The following is a 17,335-nucleotide window of genomic DNA, read 5'->3' as shown; positions in this document are numbered from 1 at the left end:
TGAACGCGAATGAATGCGGGTTATTTGTCCTTATTGCTCGTTGTCGTTTCTTTGATTTTATTCGCCAGTGGGTGGAAGGACATCATATTAAGAGGTATTACTCCTACGAGTCTACTTCTTTTTTTTGTTTCATGGATCCTGGCTTCCAGGGTAAGCTTCGCTTGGGGCCCTGTCACCGTGAATGGCGCGATCGGCGTCCTGATCTTGACAGGGGTGGTGACGGTGCTGCGTACGAAGGGAATGATGCTGAAGCTCCACGTGTTTTCGGTGGCCCTGCTGATGGGCTCCGTTTACTTTTTTCTTAGGGAGACGCTTCACTTAATGCCTTCGCTGATTGTCTGGAACGTCCAGGCGACGATGGCGCTGTTCATCGGGATCATCGACGCGGTTTTGCTTCGGTCGGCGGCCTTGCAGCTGGCGGCGCTCGCAGCCGCGCTGCTGATCGGCGAAGGCATGTACTTGTACGCACATCGGGATCAGGGAGAGCTGGTGTTCGGAACGCCGTCATTGTTAGACTTTTGGTGGTTAACGGCGTTTGCGGCCCGCGGTTATTCCCTGGGCCTGGAGTCGCTGCTCGCCGCAGGCAAAAAAACGTTGCGGCTCGTCACGGATACGTTGCGAACCCGCAAGCCTTAGCCGGGAATGACAGACGGCCTTGAGACGGGGGAGCCGACACCAACATCATCGCTAGAGCGCAGGAGGCAGCGACATGTGGACATGGATTGCAGACCAGAAGTTTACGGTGGGGATCGTGATGGGGGTGGTATTCGGCATAGCGGCCCGGTTGACGATGCTGCGAACCGATTACCGGCAATATCCGACTTACCCGCACGGCAAAATCATTCACCTCTCGCTTGGCGTCATTGCCGCCGGGCTGGGAGCTGTGGCCGTTCCCTCGCTGCTTGAAAAAAACTACACGGCCATCACGTTCCTGGCCATGGCGGCACAGCAATTCCGCGACGTCCGCAACATGGAACGGCAAACCCTCAGCAAAATCGACAGCATGGAGCTTGTCCCCCGCGGATCCACTTATATTGAAGGGATCGCAATGGTGTTCGAGGGGCGCAACTATTTAGTGATCTTCACGGCGTTTACGACCGCGTTCTTCAGCATCATCGTGCCCTGGTATTGGGGATTTGTCGCGGGTGCAGCCGCCATGACGATCACCCAATATTTCAAGACGGGTAAAAATCTTGCACACATCGCGGATGTGTCGCTAGGTCATGTGCGTTTGGACGGCCCGAATTTATTCGTCGACGACATCTACATCATGAACGTTGGGCTCCAAGACACCCAGAACGTCATACGCGAACGCGCGCTTGGACTCGTATTTACGCCGAAAAACAAAAATGCGCGAGTGACGCTCGCCAATCCGGGGCAAAGGCAGGCGATATTGCATGACGTCTCCACGATTATGGGCGTATATCGAGACGAAGGCGAACCTTCTTTGGTACCTCTCGCCAAGCTGGACATGAAGGACGGCAGGCTGGCGGTGCTCATATTGCCGCAGGAGCAAGATGCCGAGAAAGCCCGCCGCGTCGCATTGCGCTCTCCGATTCTGGAAAGCGCGGTTCGCATGCCGAGCGAAGCGGATGTGCAGGAACATAACGGAAAGGCGGGGGTGTGATGGGGCAAATCATGGCGGTTGTCACGCTGCATAAGGAGAAAGTCGGCGGGGGCGCTCCGATTTTCGTAGCCGAGAATGAACAGGATCAGCAGCAAACGGCATTTAAGCTGGAAAAAATATTGGATGCATCGGCGCACGATCTACAGAACGGCACGATGATTATCGTCAAGCATAGCGGAGGGAAGGAATAGCCCGTCCTTTCCATGTTTTACTTGTATCCTATATTTTGATATAATATCAAAGCCCAAAATGCTCAATTGCGTGCGCGAAAACGGCAGATTTGCATCGCTTTAGACATATTCAGTGTGTGGTTACGAAGGGAATGAAGTTCATGGCAAGGCCAGTCGTTGCGATCGTCGGCCGACCGAATGTCGGCAAATCGACGATCTTCAATCGGATTATCGGAGACAAAATAGCTATCGTAGAAGATAAGCCGGGTGTCACACGCGACCGTTTGTACGGACGCGGGGAATGGTTAGATAAAGAGTTCAGCATCATTGATACCGGGGGGATCGAGATCGAAGGCGAGGACGAGATTCTGCGGTCCGTCCGGATGCAAGCGGAGCTGGCGATCGAGGAAGCGGACGTCATCGTCTTTATGGTAGACGCCAAAACGGGTATGACAGCGGCTGACAGCGAGGTGGCCGAACTGTTGTACCGGGCGAAGAAACCCGTTGTCGTCGCCGTCAACAAAGTGGACAATTTGCAGCGCGTCGACGATATTTATGAGTTTTACAGCCTCGGCTTCGGTGAAATCATCGGGATCTCCGGCTCTCACGGCACCGGGATCGGCGACTTGCTGGAGGCTGTGACCAAACACTTTCCGGATTCGCAAGACGAGGAATACGGGGAAGACGTTATTAAGGTTGCGCTGATCGGCCGCCCGAATGTCGGTAAATCGTCGCTCGTGAATGCGATTCTTGGCGAAGAACGGGTTATCGTCAGCGATGTCGCCGGCACGACCCGTGACGCGATCGACACCCCGTTCGAGAAAGACGGTCAAAAGTACGTCATTATCGACACGGCCGGTATGCGCAAGCGCGGCAAGGTGTACGAAACGACGGAGAAATACAGCGTCATGCGGGCGATGAAGGCGATCGAAAGAGCCGATGTCGTGCTTGTCGTGTTCAATGGCGAAGAAGGAATTATCGAACAGGATAAGCATATTGCCGGTTATGCGCATGAAGCGGGCAAAGCGGCGATTTTCGTCGTGAACAAATGGGATGTCGTGGAGAAGGACGATAAGACGATGCACCAATTCACGCAAAAAATTCGCGATCATTTCCTCTTTATGACCTATGCGCCGGTCGTTTATTTGTCCGCCAAAACGAAGCAAAAGCTGCACAAGCTGCTTCCGGTCGTTGATCAGGTCGCCGAGCAGCACGCTCTGCGCATCCCGACCCATGTGTTAAACGACGTTATATCGGATGCGGTGGCCATCAACTCGCCTCCGACGGATAAGGGCAGACGTTTGCGCATCAACTATGCGACGCAGGTGTCCGTCAAGCCTCCGACAATCATTTTGTTCGTCAACGATCCGGAGCTGATGCATTTCTCTTACGAGCGTTACCTGGAGAATAAGATCCGTGCCGCGTTCGGCTTTGAGGGCACGCCTCTGCGCATCTTCAGCAGACGCAAGTCAGAGGAGGATTGACGGGAGTGACTCCAGTGTGGGGATGGGTTTCGATAGTGATCGGTTATTTGCTCGGGTCGATCAGCTTTAGCTTCTTGGCAGGCAAATGGTTGAAGGGCATCGATATCCGGCAGCACGGCAGCGGGAACGCCGGGGCGACGAATACGCTGCGGGTTCTCGGCAAAGGTCCGGGCATCGCGGTGCTGCTGCTCGATATGCTGAAGGGAATCGCCGCCGTTTGGATCGGATACGCGCTTGGCGGCGGAGATCCGCTTGTGCAAGTGCTTGCGGGTATGAGCGTCATCGTCGGTCACAATTGGCCGGTATTTTTCGGCTTCCGCGGCGGCAAAGGAATTGCAACGACGATCGGCGTTATGGCAACGCTTGCGTTCCTGCCGTCGCTGTACGCCGGCATTGCCGCGATAGCGGCTATCGCAATCACACGTTACGTTTCACTCGGTTCGCTTCTGTTTACCGCACTATTACCGATTTTATTAGCCGTGATGGGAAAACCGGTTGAAATTTTGGCGCTCAGTCTGCTGTTATTTGCATTTGCTTGGTTCCGGCACCGCAGCAATATTGTGAAGCTGTTAAAAGGTCAAGAAAACAAGCTCGGCGGCCGAAGACAGCTCTAATCTCAACACCGGAGGTGCATAAATGATGGCTCAAGCATCGAAAACGGCCGTTCTGGTAGCCGGCAGCTGGGGAACCGCAATCGCTTCCGTACTGGCGGAGAACGGACGTGACGTCGTGTTATGGTCTCGGAACACGGAACAAGTGCGCGAGATCAATACGAACCATCGGAACCGCCGCTTTCTGAGCGATGCGGCTTTGTCGCCGAACATTTGCGCAACCGAATCCATGGAAGAGGCGGTGACCGGTACGGAAGCGGTTATCATCGTTTCGCCCTCGTCGGCGATGAGAGAAATCGCCAAGCAGTTGAATCCGTTTCTCCAACCGGATACGCTGCTCGTCCATGCGACGAAAGGGTTCGAAGCCGGCTCGTTGAAGCGGATGAGCGAGGTACTCGCCGACGAGCTTCCGCACTACGATGCGAACCGGATCGTAGTCTTGTCCGGCCCGAGCCATGCCGAAGAAGTCATCAAGCAATGTCCGACGACGGTGGTTGTCGCATCGATCGATAAGGAAGCGGCGGAACAGGCGCAGGACGTTCTCATTAATTCTTATTTCCGCGTCTATACGAATCCGGATGTTGTCGGAGTCGAAGTTGGCGGCGCTCTAAAAAACATTATCGCTCTCGGGGCCGGGTTGTCCGACGGTCTCGGCTTCGGCGACAACGCCAAGGCTGCGCTGATGACACGCGGTCTTGCGGAAATTGCCCGGCTTGGCACCGCTATGGGAGCGAATCCGCTTACGTTCGCAGGGCTTGCCGGCATCGGCGACCTGGTCGTAACCTGCACCAGCAAGCACAGCCGCAACTGGCGCGCCGGCTCGCTGCTCGCTCAGGGCTTAAGCCTGGACGAAGTGCTGCAGAGCATGGGGATGGTCGTGGAAGGCGTCAAGACGACACAGGCGGCTTACCGATTGTCGGAGCGGTTTGGCATTGCGATGCCGATCACGACGGAGCTGCATCACGTATTGTTCGACGGCAAGGAACCGCGTGCCGCCGTCGAGGATTTGATGGGGCGCGGACGGACGCACGAAATCGAAGAAGTGGCCGATTCTTCGCAAACGCCCTGGTTCAGGTAGGACTTCCGCCTACACCGACCGAAGCGCGCCAACATATAATAACTCAGACTTTCTCTTTAGCGTGTATAAGGGCTAAGGCGTTATTCCAGTCTGAGGAGGTTGTACCGTGGCCAATAAAAACATGTCGAAAGAAGTGCTCGGCGTTGTGAAGAAAAAAACCGGCAAAAACGTTTCGGAGAAAGATATTTACAAGCTGGCAAGCGGCGTGAAGCCGTCTACGATGCAAAGCGATGCCCAGCTGAAGCAGTTGATCCAGCAAGTTTCCAATTTGGTGAACGTGCCGGTGTCCGAACAAACGATGAATGAATTGATCCAGGCGATCAAAAGCAGCAAAATGAACGAGAGCAACATGGAACAGCTGATGAAAATGATCATGAAAAAATAGCGGAATATTTTACAGATTCATGGCATGAGCGGCGAATGCGGAGCGCTCGTGCCTTTTTTATGATATGATGAAACTATATTACTGCTGTTGGGTTGGAGGTAGAATTGACGTTATGTCTTCTTTGGACAAAATGTGGGCTTCTTTCATCGCCATCGGGTTGATGATCGTCGCTTCGCTGCTGATTACGTATGCGCGCACCCGAACGACCGGGGCATTGCGGGTGATCCTTTCCGTAATCTCCTTTTTGCTGTTTATTCCGATCCTCGTTTATATGATGGCATCGATGTTATAGGAGGAGAACGGGATGATTACGCTGAACGGACGTCGCGTGAAAAAAACGGTTGAGCCTGAGCTTGGCTATACGATACTGGATATGGCCCTGAAGCACGAAGTCGATTGGGGCTTCTCTTGCGTGCGCGGAACATGCTCGCGCTGCCGTTGTCTCGTAAGCGAGGGGCTGGACCAGCTGAACGCACCGACAGATGAAGAACTTGATAATCTCGAGCCAGAGGAGTTCGAGGAAGGGTACCGGCTCGGCTGCCAGGCAAAGTTGAAGCAGGCCGGAACGGTTGTCGTCACGCACAAACCTTATTTTTAAGCAGGAAGATGATGAGACGTTGAAATCAAATGGGGAACAACCGAAAGTAATGGCCAGGCCGTTGATACCGGCGCTGGAAGCGCTGGAAGCCGCGCTTCGGCCGCTTGACGCGCTTTGGCTCGTTGGAGGCAGTACAGGGCTGCTGCTGCAGGGTGTTGCGCTCTCGGCGCAACCGCGCGACCTCGACATATACGTCGACCGCAACGACGTGTGCGGTGTTCACAGCGCGTTGACGGCTTATGCGAAGGACGAGCAGGCAGAAAGCGAAACGGCGATCTATCGTTCCGTCTTAAGTCACTACGACATGGACGGCGTTCATGTCGAGCTTGTCGGCGGGTTTGAAGTGCGCGCGTACGATAGCGAATACCGGGTCGAGGCGCAATACTTGGCGTCTCGCTTCGAACGGACCTATACGCTTGGGAACGGACGCATCGTGCGGTTAATGCCCCTCGTGCACGAACTTATATTCAACGTGCTCCGCGAACGTCCGGATCGCTATGAAGCGATTGCGGCGGCATGCCGCAGGGAGGGCCGCGAGGCGCAGCTTGCAGGGTTGGCGGATTTGATGAACCGCAATCGGTTCGACGAGCGGCTTCGCCGGCGTCTATTTGCGCTGCTTGAATCTTGATAGTGGGAAGGAGGCTGGACCCGTGAGCGTTGAAATCAAGTTTATGCCGGACGGCAAGTCGACGCCTGCCAGGGCCGGCACAACGCTGCTCGAAGCGGCCCGGCGAGCGAAAGTCCACATACGGACACGCTGCGCAGGCAAAGCGGCCTGTTTGATGTGCAAGGTCTGCATTGATCCGGATGCGCAAACCGGGCTGCAGCCGATGAATGCGAACGAGCGCAACAAACTCGGCGGCCTTCAGGAGCAAGGATACCGCCTCGCCTGCCAAGCGAAAGCGAATGGACAAGCGCCGGTGATCGTGACCGTGCCGGAAGATCCGTTGAAGAGTGCGGTCCGCAAGCTGCTGGATCAGCAACAAGAGGAGGACTGGTGATGAAAGGTTGGATGCGGGCCGGCGGCTTGCTGTTCTTGCTGCTATGGATCAGCGGCTGTATGTACCCGAACGAATTGCGGAAAGAAAATCAATTGGCCAGCGGGGAGTACGTGCTCGTCGTGCAAAATGCCATCGATCAATATAAAGCGAAGACCGGCGTGCTTCCGATCAAAAACAGCGAAGAAACGACGCCGCTGTATGAGAAATATCCGATCGACTTCAAGAAGCTGAAAGGTCCGTACTTAAGCTCGGTTCCGGCGAATGCGTTCGAGAACGGGGGGACCGCCTTGTACGTGCTCGTCGATGTGGAAACGAAACCTACTGTGAAAATGATGGACTTGATATCGTTCCAGCAAACGGTCGAGCTGCAAAAGGCTGTCGACGATTACAAAGCGAAAAACGGGGGCGAACTGCCTCTTGGCGATGCGGTGGCCCCGGGCTTCCATTCGATCGATTTCGCTAAGTTGAATCGTAAGCCTGCCGATGTGCACAGCGTCTATTCGCCGAATGTGCGACTTTCGTACTTGCTGCACGATTCCGGTACGGTGACGATCGACTATGCCCCGGAAATCATGCGTCTGATCGACAAAAAGCAGCTGCAGACGAAGCTGACCAAGGAGGAAGACCTCAGGGCCCTGCTCGTTCAGGAATCTTACTTCGTGCCGGCACGATCGCTCGCCTACCGCTGGATAAACGGACAACCGACGCCGATTACGGCGCCGTAAATCGCAAACCTCTATTAACCTGACATTCGGGTGATAGGGGTTTTTCTTTTTCGCGGAGCTAGAATAACGGTCTGAAACTGAACATATATTTGTCAGGGATGAACCATAAGCCGCATATGCGGGCGAATTTAAAGGACAGCAGGGAGTGATCGAAATATTTTATAGAGCCTGTCATCATATTTTTAGCTGCCAAACATATAGTTGTACTAGTCCGAATCGTGTACGAGTTTCGTCTTAAACAACCTGTAGGAGGGATTCTCATTGGAAAAAGTGGATATCTTTAAGGACATTGCAGAGCGTACTGGCGGGGATATTTACCTGGGGGTCGTTGGAGCGGTCCGTACGGGAAAATCAACGTTCATTAAACGCTTTATGGAATCGATCGTGCTTCCGAACATACAGAACGAAGCCGACCGTATTCGGGCGACCGACGAGCTGCCGCAAAGCGCAGCGGGACGTACCATTATGACGACGGAGCCGAAATTCGTACCGAATAATGCGGTGCAGCTTCACGTCGCGGAGGGGCTGAACGTCAACGTGCGCTTGGTTGACTGCGTCGGATATGTCGTTGAGGGCGCCAAAGGGTATGAGGATGAGAGCGGACCGCGCATGATCAACACGCCTTGGTTCGATGAAGCGATTCCGTTCCAGGAAGCTGCGGAAATCGGTACGCGCAAAGTTATCCAAGAGCACGCCACGTTAGGCGTAGTGATTACCACCGACGGTACAATCGCGGAAATACCGCGCTCGTCGTACATCGACGCGGAAGACCGCATCATCAACGAACTGAAGGAAGTCGGCAAGCCGTTCATCGTCATTGTAAACTCGACGAAACCGCAAAGCGACAGCGCTTTGCAGCTCCGCAGCGATCTGCAGGCCAAGCACGACGTTCCCGTCGTAACGGTCAGCGTCGCAAGTATGCAAGAGGACGACTTTACATCCGTGCTGCGCGAGGTGTTATACGAGTTCCCGGTTCATGAGGTGAACGTGAATCTGCCGAGCTGGGTCATGGTGCTGGAGGAAAATCACTGGCTCCGTTCCAACTTCGAAAATTCCGTTCGCGACACGGTGCAGGACATACGCCGATTACGCGATGTCGACCGGGTAGTCGGGCACTTCGAAGCGTACGAATTTATCGATAAAGCGGCGTTAGCCGGCATGAATATGGGTCAGGGCGTGGCGGAGATCGATCTCTATGCGCCGGATGAGCTGTACGATCGAATTTTGCAGGAGGTGGTTGGCGTCGAAATTCGCGGCAAAGACCACCTGCTGCAGCTGATGCAGGAGTTCACGCATGCGAAACGCGAGTACGATCACTTTGCCGAAGCGCTTGAGATGGTCAAGACGACCGGATACGGTATAGCGCCGCCGACGCTAGCCGAGATGGCGCTCGACGAGCCAGAGCTGATCCGTCAAGGCTCGCGCTTCGGCGTTCGCCTGAAAGCGACGGCGCCTTCGATTCATATGATTCGGGTCGACGTGGAGTCCGAGTTCTCCCCGATTATCGGCACGGAGAAGCAAAGCGAGGAGCTTGTTCGTTATTTGATGCAGGATTTCGAAGACAATCCGCTTAAAATTTGGGAGTCGGACATCTTCGGTCGTTCGCTGCATTCCATCGTACGCGAAGGAATTCAGGGCAAATTGGCGATGATGCCGGATAATGCCCGCTACAAGCTGCAAGAAACGCTTGGGCGCATCATCAATGAAGGTTCCGGCGGCTTGATCGCCATCATTTTGTAACGAAAACGCATAAAAAACTAGCGAAAATGCACCCTCACGGTGCATTTTTTGCAATTTTACTTGAAAAAGCGCTACTCCTGTATTACTATAAGGTTGATTTGTTAGGGAGAAACTAACATCTGATGTATATTTTTCGGGTAAACGGTTAACAAAGGAAATAAAGGATGATCGCTTATTTTTGGGGGGAGGTGAATCGCATGAATAAATCCGATTTGATCAATAAAGTGTCTGAATCCAGCGAGTTGTCCAAGAAGGACGCTACCAAAGCTGTTGAAGCGGTATTCGAAGCTATCTCCGAAGCGCTGCAAAACGGTGACAAAGTACAACTCGTAGGTTTCGGCAACTTCGAAGTTCGTGAGCGTTCCGCCCGTAAAGGCCGCAACCCGCAAACCGGTGAAGAAATCGATATTCCTTCGAGCAAAATCCCGGCATTCAAGCCAGGCAAGGCGCTTCGTGACGGTATTCAATAAGAGTTCCGGACGAAAGCTTGCGTCTTCTACATAAGACGACCCTCAGTCATCATCGTAACACAATGCCCGAGGCGTTTGAATCGAATCGATTCGAGCGCCTTTTTGCTGAAAATCGGCGAATAACGGGACCGCCTGAATCGATGGTAAAGTGTTGCAAGAATGGCTATGGTCATAGTATAATCGTGATGCACGAGTGGAACGTGCGTGCTGTGTGTAGAACGGGGTATGGCGCAGCCTGGTAGCGCGCACCCTTGGGGTGGGTGAGGCCGTGGGTTCGAATCCCGCTACTCCGATAAAGCAAGCGAAAGAAGACCGCCAGCTTTGACGTATGAGCGCATACGCCGGGGCTGGCGGTCTTCTTTAACTGTTTTTTATGATGCAATAATTTGATGACGCATTCCCGCAGCAGATTTGCTATACTGATCTGGATTTGTTCACGGAAAAGGGGTTATAGAGTTGAAAGAGACGAATCTATGGACAAGATGGCTCCGGTCCAACGATTGGACGATGTACGGGATATTAGCTTCCATCTTTCTTGTCTGGCGGATCGGTGTCGTCGGCAATTGGACCACGGAATGCTGGATCCTGCTTCTCATTTGTTTGATGGGGGTGCGCAAAGACCAAATCGATGTCGATTGGAAACGATTTTTCGTGATCGGCATTCCGCTGCTTGGCATCTTATATTACTTTTACGGCTCCGGAAACGGATTGTGGTGGAAAATCGCCAACTGGATGTTCGAGAATAACCGTCATCCCTGGAATTGGGACGACGAGATGAACGCGATACCGCTGAACAGCGGAGGCTGGGCCCGCACGTTCACCCATCCGTTGTTGGATCGGGCGATGGTATGGGTTTATAATTACGGGTTTGTGCTGTCGCTATGGATCTGCATCGTTCGCAGCTACTGGACCAAGAGCGTGAAGAAGATGATGTCGTACGCATTATCGGGCCATCTGCTGCAGTTCCCGCTGATCCTGCCGTTCTACAACCTGATCTTGCTTCGCGAGGTATGGTGGGTGAAGGGACAACCGGATTTGCTGGGCCGCCAGTTCGCAACCGAAAACGATCTGCTGGTCAATGTTATGAACTGCTTTCCGAGCATGCACACATCGATCTCGTTTGCGATGCTCCTGCTTGCGCTTCGGGAGAAGGATCGCATCTTCAAATATATGATGGTGACGTACTGCTCCGCCATCATCTTCTCGACGATGTACCTGCAAATTCATTGGGTGCTTGACGTTCTCGCCGGGATGGCGTTTGCTTACGGCACCGTGAAGCTGGCCGACTTCTTCATCAAGCTCGCGATTAAGCTCGTGCCGGAGCGAATCAAGCGATCTTACAACCGTAAAGCCAAAGCGTACGTGAGCGAGTCCGCAGCCGCCTGATCGGGCGGTTCTCATAGCGGGCCGCGGACAACGGCGGTTGACAGCGCCGCTTTTTTTTTGCATGATTAAACTTATCTATAGTGGGGCTGAAGGAGCGTGCGGGATGGAAACGAACCAAAACGACTATTTCATCGTGAAAGCGAAAGAGAACGGTGTGCAGGTGATCGGGTTGACACGCGGGCAGGATACCCGGTTTCATCATACGGAAAAGCTGGACAAAGGCGAGGTGATGATCGCCCAATTTACCGATCATACGTCAGCCGTCAAGATCCGCGGCAAGGCGGTCGTTCTCACGAAATACGGCACGATCGACACGCAGGAATAATTTTTCTTCGAAGGCGCAGGCATAGCCTGCTTTTTTTCGTTGTACAATGATAACAGACAGGCCATGGGTCAAGCGGCAGCTGGACTCCGTTGCAAGCGTCCTATAGGCGCGCAGCGTCAGCCGGTCGTCTACCTTCCTAAGGAGGAACGAGCCGTGATGAAATGGATCCCCCGTTTTGTTATGATGACTATCGTTGCTGCAGCTGTTGCCGTCGGTTTATCATACGTCATGAAGCTGGACGAAAGCGCTGGCGTATTTCGTACGGAGAAACCGGTGAACGTCTCGGAGTCGAATATCGTAGATGTCGTCGCCAAGATGCCGCTGCACTTGCGTATTCGGCGTGTTGAAGTGAGCCACAGCATCGTATCGATCGATCTGCTCGCCGTGAAGTCGACGGCTTCCGCCGATTTGATGCAGGATTTATATGAAATTCCAAGAACAATGTTCTCGGCTTCGAACAACGTCAATCAGGTGCTTGTCCGCGTCCTCGACGGATCGATAACGCAGGGAAGTCCGCAGCTGCTGGTCGCCACGGACGCGCGCCGCGATAAATGGCTGGCAGGCGAGCCGAGAATCGTCCCGAGGGGAGCCGAGGAGATTCAGTCTTATCTCGATTCGCATTACCGGATGACCTATACGCCGAAGTGGCAGGAACGCGTTTTTCAGAAGAGCTGAAGCCGTCATTTTTTCGGCCGGTTGTGAATATGCGAAACGATTCCGTTTATGCTATAATAATTTGGATTAAAGGAACTGGATTTAACGCAAGGTTCGGAGGCTTACATATGAATTCATACCGGATACCGGAAATCGCCAAACCATACATCGAGCACGACATGATCCGGCAGCATACGGATTTGCCGGTTTTTCCGGAATTGCGCGCGCGGCTGTTGTACGCATTCTTGAACAATCATAGCTCGCTTGCCGGTTACAGCGAGCTCTATACGCTAGTGACAAGTCTCGTGCAGCTAGGCTTGGACACTCACGATACGGTCAGTATCACCAACGACGACAAAGAAATAAAGTCGGCCAGGTCGCGTCAATTGAAGGTGCTGGCCGGCGACTATTTCAGCAGCCGTTTTTATTACTTGCTTTCTCACGCGGGGCATATTGATTTAATCGGCATCATCTCGCGCGCGATCTGCGAAGCGAACCGGTTAAAGATGAATTCCTACCTGCTTATGAAGCAGTTTAAATTGTCGGCCGACGATTACATCGAGCAATCGGTCGATGTGAAGACCCAGTTGTTCTTATCGTTCAAGGCTTTATTTGCCGAAGGCGTCTATCCGATGTGGGCCGATCTGCTGCGATTGTTTACGCGCTGCGAAGTGCTGCTTCAGGAAATTATTCGTTCCGAATCATCCCAGCAATACCGGGAGAGCTGGGGTTTTTGGCATGTGCTGCAATGGGGGACGAAGGAAGAGAAGAAATTGCTGCAGACGGACGAGCCGGATCCCGCGAAGCTGCGATCGATTTGGATCAAATACAAGGTGACGCCACAGCTCTATCAACTGCTGGAAGGCTGTATGAAGGAGCTGCAGGACAAACTGCAAACGGTAGAAACCGACAAGTGGGGCAAGGAATTGCAAGCGATCGGCGAGACATTCCGTTCGTTCTTGAACGCGCCTAGGGCGACACAAGAAGTTTGAGGTGACAAGGATGGAAGGCAAAACGAAAGAACAATTCGTTCATTCCGTATTTGAAAGCATTGCGCCCAAGTACGATTTGATGAACGACATCTTAAGCTTTCGCCGGCATAAGGCTTGGCGGAATTTTACGATGCGCAAGATGAACGTAAAGCCGGGAAGCACGGCGATCGACTTATGCTGCGGGACATGCGACTGGACGATCAGTCTGGCGGAAGCGAGCGGTACCGGCTCGATAGTCGGACTCGACTTCAGTCAAAATATGCTCGACGTCGGCGCGGACAAGATCAAGCGGATCGGTTTGGACAAGCAAATTCGCTTGGTTCGGGGCAATGCCATGGAGCTGCCTTTCAAGGACAATACGTTCGATTATGCGACGATCGGCTTTGCGCTGCGCAACGTACCTGATCTGGTGAAAGTGATCGAGGAGATGCAGCGGGTCGTCAAGCCGGGCGGTATGGTCGTTTCTTTGGAGCTGTCCAAGCCGACATGGCAACCGTTTAAATCGATTTATTATTTTTACTTTCAGCAGGTTCTCCCCCTGCTCGGCAAGCTGATTGCCAAGCGTTACGACCAATACAAGTGGCTGCCCGAATCGCTTATCCACTTTCCGGATCATAAGCGGCTCGCGGAAATTTTCCGCTCAACCGGGTTAACCGACGTTCAAGCCTATCCCCTTACGGGGGGAATTGCGGCTCTGCATATCGGCCTGAAACCGCAGGGGGCAGCACGATCCGAGGGAGATTGAACAACATGTGGAGAAAGACCCGAATATTTATGGATATGATCAAGATCGAGCATACGCTGTTCGCACTGCCCTTTGCATTCATGGGCGCGCTGCTCGGCTCGGTCGTGAAATTTCAGCAGCTTCCGTCGTGGGGCCAAATCGGCTGGATTTTGCTGGCGATGGTCGGAGCGCGAAGCGCTGCGATGGGATTAAACCGAGTGATCGACAAAGTGTTTGACGCACGCAACCCGCGTACGGCCATGCGGGCCATTCCGGCAGGACTGATCTCTTCGAAAGAAGCCATCATTTTTATTATTCTCTCGTTCGTCCTGTTGTTCATAGCGGCCGCACAGTTAAACCCGATTTGTATGAAGCTGCTTCCGATTGCCGTATTCTTCCTGGTGTTTTATTCGTATACGAAGCGCTTTACGTGGGCTTGTCACTTGTTTCTGGGCATGGCGATTGCGCTGGCGCCGCTCGGGGGCTGGGTGGCGGTCACCGGTGAGATCACGCTGACGGCTATCGTCTTCTACATCGCCATCATGTTTTGGCTGGCCGGATTTGACGTGATCTACGCTTGCCAGGACACGGAGTTCGACCGGAAAGAAGGACTTCATTCGATTCCGAGCCGGTTCGGCATACCGAAAGCATTGGTTTTGGCGCGCTTGTTCCATGTCATTACCGCCGTAGGCTTGTTAAGCCTGTTTTTCTTAACCGAGCTGACATGGGTTTATTTACTCGGCGTCGTGGTTTCGTTCGGGTTATTGTTCTATGAACATTTCATTGTCAAACCGAACGATTTAACCCGCGTGAACACGGCATTCTTCACGATGAACAGCGCTTTAAGCATGGTTATGTTCGCCTTTACGTTCATTGATTTGGTGGTGCATACGGCATGAGCAAGCCTTGGGTTATCGGCATCACGGGCGCCAGCGGTGCGATTTACGGCGTACGGTTATGCCGTTTTCTGCTTTCGCAAGGGGAAACGGTGCATTTGATAGTAACCGATGCCGGTTGGCGGGTATTGAAGGAAGAACTCGGCTGGGATGCTTCGAAACGGCTGGACACGCTGAACCGGCAATTCGCGGAGCTGCCCGGAACGCTTGAATATGCGCCCAACCAGGATATCGGCGGGAAGACGGCCAGCGGTTCCTTCCTGACGAAAGGGATGGTGGTCGTCCCCTGCTCGATGGGCACCTTGGCAGGGATTGCAAGCGGAGCATCGGACAACCTGCTGGAACGGACGGCAGACGTCATGCTGAAAGAAGGGCGAAAGCTGATTCTGGTTCCTCGCGAAACGCCGCTGCATGCCATTCACTTGGAAAATATGCTGAAGCTGGCCCGCCTCGGGGTACGCATATTGCCGGCGATGCCCGCTTTTTATCAGGGCCCTCAGAGCATGGACGATATGGTCGACTTTATTGTAGGCAAAGTGCTGGACGGCATGGAGATCGAACATCAATTGTACAAAAGATGGGGTATGCCACATGACGATAAACCGCAGGCCGATCCGGATCGGCCGAATTGATTTCACGAACGTTTGGCCGTTATTTCATTATTTTCCTTTGGACGCTTTCGGGAATCAAGTGGAAGTGATGCAGCAGGTGCCGACGCAGCTGAACCAGGCGATGGCTAGAGGGGAGATCGACATCGGCCCGATTTCGTCGTTCGCCTACGGCCAGCAGGCAGCCGATTGTTTGCTGTTTCCGGACATGTCGGTCAGCGCGTACAGCCACGTGCATTCGATCCTGCTGTTCCACCGCAAGCCGCTCGAACAGCTGGACGGCGTGACCGTTGCGCTGCCCACAACCTCGGCTTCTTCGGTGAATTTGTTGAAAATCATCCTTAAGAAGTTTTATCAAGTGGAACCCGTGTACGTGTATGAGGCTCCGATCTTGGAAACGATGATGAAACTGGCCGACGCGGGCCTCTTGATCGGGGATCATGCGATTCGTTCGAGTTGGGAAGACTGCGGCTATTACGTGACCGACCTGGGAGCCGAGTGGACTCGCCTTACGGGACAATGGATGTCGTTCGCCGTGTGTGCCATCCGTAAGAAGACGGTGGAAGAACAGCCGGAACTGGTGCGCTCCATCTATGAAGCATTCCTGGAAAGCAAGCGCAAGTCGCTCGCCGACTTAACTCCGCTCGTTCGGGAAGCCCAGCTTGCGATCGGGGGCACTTCCGAGTACTGGCATCACTATTTCTCCAATCTTAGTTATGAGTTCGGACCCAAGCAGTGGGCCGGGCTGCAGCTTTACTTTCAATATGCGGCGGAGCTCGGATTTCTGGATCACGAAGTTCCGCTGCAATTATGGGAAGATACTTCGGTAGCACGGGTGACGGAATGAAACTGTTGGATTTATACGCTAAATTAAAAAAAGATATCAACGTTATCGAAAAAGAGCTGGAACGAAGTATCGACGTCGATCATCCGCTGCTGCGCGACGCTTCGCTGCACTTGCTCAAAGCGGGCGGAAAGCGGATACGGCCCGTCTTCGTGCTTCTCGGCGGCAAGTTCGGCACGTACGATCTGGAACGGATCAAGCAAGTCGCAGTCCCGCTTGAGCTGATTCATATGGCTTCGCTCGTCCATGACGATGTGATCGACGACGCCAGCACGCGGCGCGGTCAATTGACCGTTCGTTCCAAATGGGACAACCGGATTGCAATGTACACCGGCGACTATATATTCGCCAAAGCGCTCAGCATCGTGACGAAGCTGGCCAATCCGGCTATCCATCAGATTATGTCCAAGGCGCTTGTCGAGATGAGCATCGGCGAAATGGAACAAATCCGTTTTTTCTATCACACCGAGCAGACGGTACGCGACTATTTGCTGCGCATCAAGCGGAAGACGGCCTTATTGCTGGCGATCAGCTGCCAGCTTGGCGCGATGGCTGCGGAAGCGCCCGATCGTACGGCGAAACTGTTGTACAAGTTCGGCTATTTCACCGGCATGGCCTACCAGGTGCGCGACGATCTGCTCGATTTGTGCGGCACCGAGAAAGAACTCGGCAAGCCGCCGGGCAGCGACATTAAGCAGGGCAACATTACGATCCCGGTCATTTTCGCGCTGCAAAATCCGGAGCTCCGGCCTGATCTTCTGCAGGAGTTGGCGAGAATTCAAGCTTGCGACGGTCAGACGGATGTCAGCCGTTTTCTCGATATGATTCGGCAGAGCGAAGGCATTTCACGCGCGGAAGCGCTCGCTTCGAAATATATCGATAAAGCGATCGGGGTTTTGCAGGAATTGCCCGACATTCAGGCGAAGAAGGATTTAGTCGGCATTGCGCATTTCGTAGGAAACCGCACCTATTGAAGCAAAGGACCGAAGGAAGGGCGAAGCTCAGGTAGGACGCAGC

Annotated in this window: 23 protein-coding genes and 1 tRNA gene; all 24 read left to right on the top strand. The window is 53.6% G+C overall.

Features of this window, described 5'->3' with window-relative positions:
• Positions 1–9 precede the first annotated feature (9 nt).
• The 24 genes from ACZ439_RS01790 to ACZ439_RS01675 all read left to right on the top strand — a co-directional run bounded on the left by ACZ439_RS01790 (position 10) and on the right by ACZ439_RS01675 (position 17,292).
• The gene (locus tag ACZ439_RS01790; RefSeq protein WP_155614845.1) at positions 10–636 is read left to right on the top strand and encodes a YphA family membrane protein; all 627 of its coding nucleotides are present in this window, start codon (positions 10–12) and stop codon (positions 634–636) included.
• A gap of 73 nt (positions 637–709) precedes the next feature.
• Complete coding sequence (locus ACZ439_RS01785) at positions 710–1,627, top strand: YIEGIA family protein (RefSeq protein ID WP_127607951.1); 918 nt, start codon at positions 710–712, stop codon at positions 1,625–1,627.
• Entirely contained in the window at positions 1,627–1,818 is a 192-nt protein-coding gene (locus ACZ439_RS01780) for a capping complex subunit for YIEGIA (protein ID WP_127607952.1), read from the top strand. Before ACZ439_RS01785 ends, ACZ439_RS01780 begins: the two co-directional genes overlap by 1 nt.
• Positions 1,819–1,958: 140 nt before the next feature.
• On the top strand, positions 1,959–3,281 hold the full coding sequence (der, locus tag ACZ439_RS01775; RefSeq protein WP_141335499.1) for a ribosome biogenesis GTPase Der: 1,323 nt from the start codon (positions 1,959–1,961) through the stop codon (positions 3,279–3,281).
• Between the two features lie 5 nt (positions 3,282–3,286).
• Positions 3,287–3,895, top strand: a complete 609-nt coding sequence (gene plsY / locus ACZ439_RS01770; RefSeq protein WP_372812979.1) for a glycerol-3-phosphate 1-O-acyltransferase PlsY — start codon at positions 3,287–3,289, stop codon at positions 3,893–3,895.
• A 25-nt stretch (positions 3,896–3,920) separates the two neighbouring features.
• Positions 3,921–4,970, top strand: coding sequence for an NAD(P)H-dependent glycerol-3-phosphate dehydrogenase (locus ACZ439_RS01765; RefSeq protein ID WP_464621181.1), 1,050 nt, complete (start codon positions 3,921–3,923; stop codon positions 4,968–4,970).
• A gap of 121 nt (positions 4,971–5,091) precedes the next feature.
• Complete coding sequence (locus tag ACZ439_RS01760; protein ID WP_127607995.1) at positions 5,092–5,355, top strand: stage VI sporulation protein F; 264 nt, start codon at positions 5,092–5,094, stop codon at positions 5,353–5,355.
• Positions 5,356–5,467: 112 nt separating this feature from the next.
• Entirely contained in the window at positions 5,468–5,647 is a 180-nt protein-coding gene (locus tag ACZ439_RS01755) for a DUF2768 family protein (protein WP_127607954.1), read from the top strand.
• A gap of 12 nt (positions 5,648–5,659) precedes the next feature.
• The gene (locus ACZ439_RS01750) at positions 5,660–5,953 is read left to right on the top strand and encodes a 2Fe-2S iron-sulfur cluster-binding protein (protein WP_127607955.1); all 294 of its coding nucleotides are present in this window, start codon (positions 5,660–5,662) and stop codon (positions 5,951–5,953) included.
• 19 nt (positions 5,954–5,972) lie between these two features.
• Positions 5,973–6,581 (top strand): nucleotidyltransferase family protein, encoded by a 609-nt coding sequence (locus ACZ439_RS01745; RefSeq protein WP_464620553.1) that lies wholly within the window; start codon positions 5,973–5,975, stop codon positions 6,579–6,581.
• 22 nt (positions 6,582–6,603) lie between these two features.
• Entirely contained in the window at positions 6,604–6,954 is a 351-nt protein-coding gene (locus ACZ439_RS01740; protein WP_244932946.1) for a 2Fe-2S iron-sulfur cluster-binding protein, read from the top strand.
• Complete coding sequence (locus ACZ439_RS01735) at positions 6,954–7,679, top strand: hypothetical protein (RefSeq protein WP_054799578.1); 726 nt, start codon at positions 6,954–6,956, stop codon at positions 7,677–7,679. The genes ACZ439_RS01740 and ACZ439_RS01735 overlap by 1 nt, the downstream gene beginning before the upstream one ends.
• A gap of 261 nt (positions 7,680–7,940) precedes the next feature.
• Entirely contained in the window at positions 7,941–9,419 is a 1,479-nt protein-coding gene (gene spoIVA, locus ACZ439_RS01730) for a stage IV sporulation protein A (protein WP_054799577.1), read from the top strand.
• 197 nt (positions 9,420–9,616) lie between these two features.
• Complete coding sequence (locus ACZ439_RS01725; protein WP_054797290.1) at positions 9,617–9,889, top strand: HU family DNA-binding protein; 273 nt, start codon at positions 9,617–9,619, stop codon at positions 9,887–9,889.
• Positions 9,890–10,108: 219 nt separating this feature from the next.
• Positions 10,109–10,182, top strand: a tRNA-Pro gene (locus ACZ439_RS01720).
• 163 nt (positions 10,183–10,345) lie between these two features.
• Positions 10,346–11,275, top strand: a complete 930-nt coding sequence (locus ACZ439_RS01715) for a phosphatase PAP2 family protein (RefSeq protein WP_054799576.1) — start codon at positions 10,346–10,348, stop codon at positions 11,273–11,275.
• A 103-nt stretch (positions 11,276–11,378) separates the two neighbouring features.
• Complete coding sequence (gene mtrB, locus ACZ439_RS01710; protein WP_054799575.1) at positions 11,379–11,600, top strand: trp RNA-binding attenuation protein MtrB; 222 nt, start codon at positions 11,379–11,381, stop codon at positions 11,598–11,600.
• Positions 11,601–11,756: 156 nt separating this feature from the next.
• On the top strand, positions 11,757–12,275 hold the full coding sequence (locus tag ACZ439_RS01705) for a hypothetical protein (RefSeq protein ID WP_127607998.1): 519 nt from the start codon (positions 11,757–11,759) through the stop codon (positions 12,273–12,275).
• A 107-nt stretch (positions 12,276–12,382) separates the two neighbouring features.
• On the top strand, positions 12,383–13,246 hold the full coding sequence (locus tag ACZ439_RS01700; RefSeq protein WP_464620552.1) for a heptaprenyl diphosphate synthase component 1: 864 nt from the start codon (positions 12,383–12,385) through the stop codon (positions 13,244–13,246).
• Between the two features lie 10 nt (positions 13,247–13,256).
• Positions 13,257–13,991, top strand: a complete 735-nt coding sequence (locus tag ACZ439_RS01695) for a demethylmenaquinone methyltransferase (RefSeq protein ID WP_464620551.1) — start codon at positions 13,257–13,259, stop codon at positions 13,989–13,991.
• Positions 13,992–13,996: 5 nt separating this feature from the next.
• The gene (locus ACZ439_RS01690; RefSeq protein ID WP_155614849.1) at positions 13,997–14,869 is read left to right on the top strand and encodes a UbiA-like polyprenyltransferase; all 873 of its coding nucleotides are present in this window, start codon (positions 13,997–13,999) and stop codon (positions 14,867–14,869) included.
• The gene (locus ACZ439_RS01685; protein ID WP_054799574.1) at positions 14,866–15,498 is read left to right on the top strand and encodes a UbiX family flavin prenyltransferase; all 633 of its coding nucleotides are present in this window, start codon (positions 14,866–14,868) and stop codon (positions 15,496–15,498) included. The genes ACZ439_RS01690 and ACZ439_RS01685 overlap by 4 nt, the downstream gene beginning before the upstream one ends.
• Positions 15,458–16,321: a menaquinone biosynthesis protein gene (locus ACZ439_RS01680; RefSeq protein WP_054799573.1), complete on the top strand. Its 864-nt coding sequence runs from the start codon at positions 15,458–15,460 to the stop codon at positions 16,319–16,321. Before ACZ439_RS01685 ends, ACZ439_RS01680 begins: the two co-directional genes overlap by 41 nt.
• Complete coding sequence (locus tag ACZ439_RS01675; protein ID WP_464620550.1) at positions 16,318–17,292, top strand: polyprenyl synthetase family protein; 975 nt, start codon at positions 16,318–16,320, stop codon at positions 17,290–17,292. Before ACZ439_RS01680 ends, ACZ439_RS01675 begins: the two co-directional genes overlap by 4 nt.
• Positions 17,293–17,335 lie beyond the last annotated feature (43 nt).

It is taken from the genome of Paenibacillus sp. JCM 9796 (assembly GCF_055379675.1).
The sequence above is the reverse complement of the archived record's forward strand: the minus strand, read 5'-3'. Positions and strand labels throughout refer to the sequence as shown.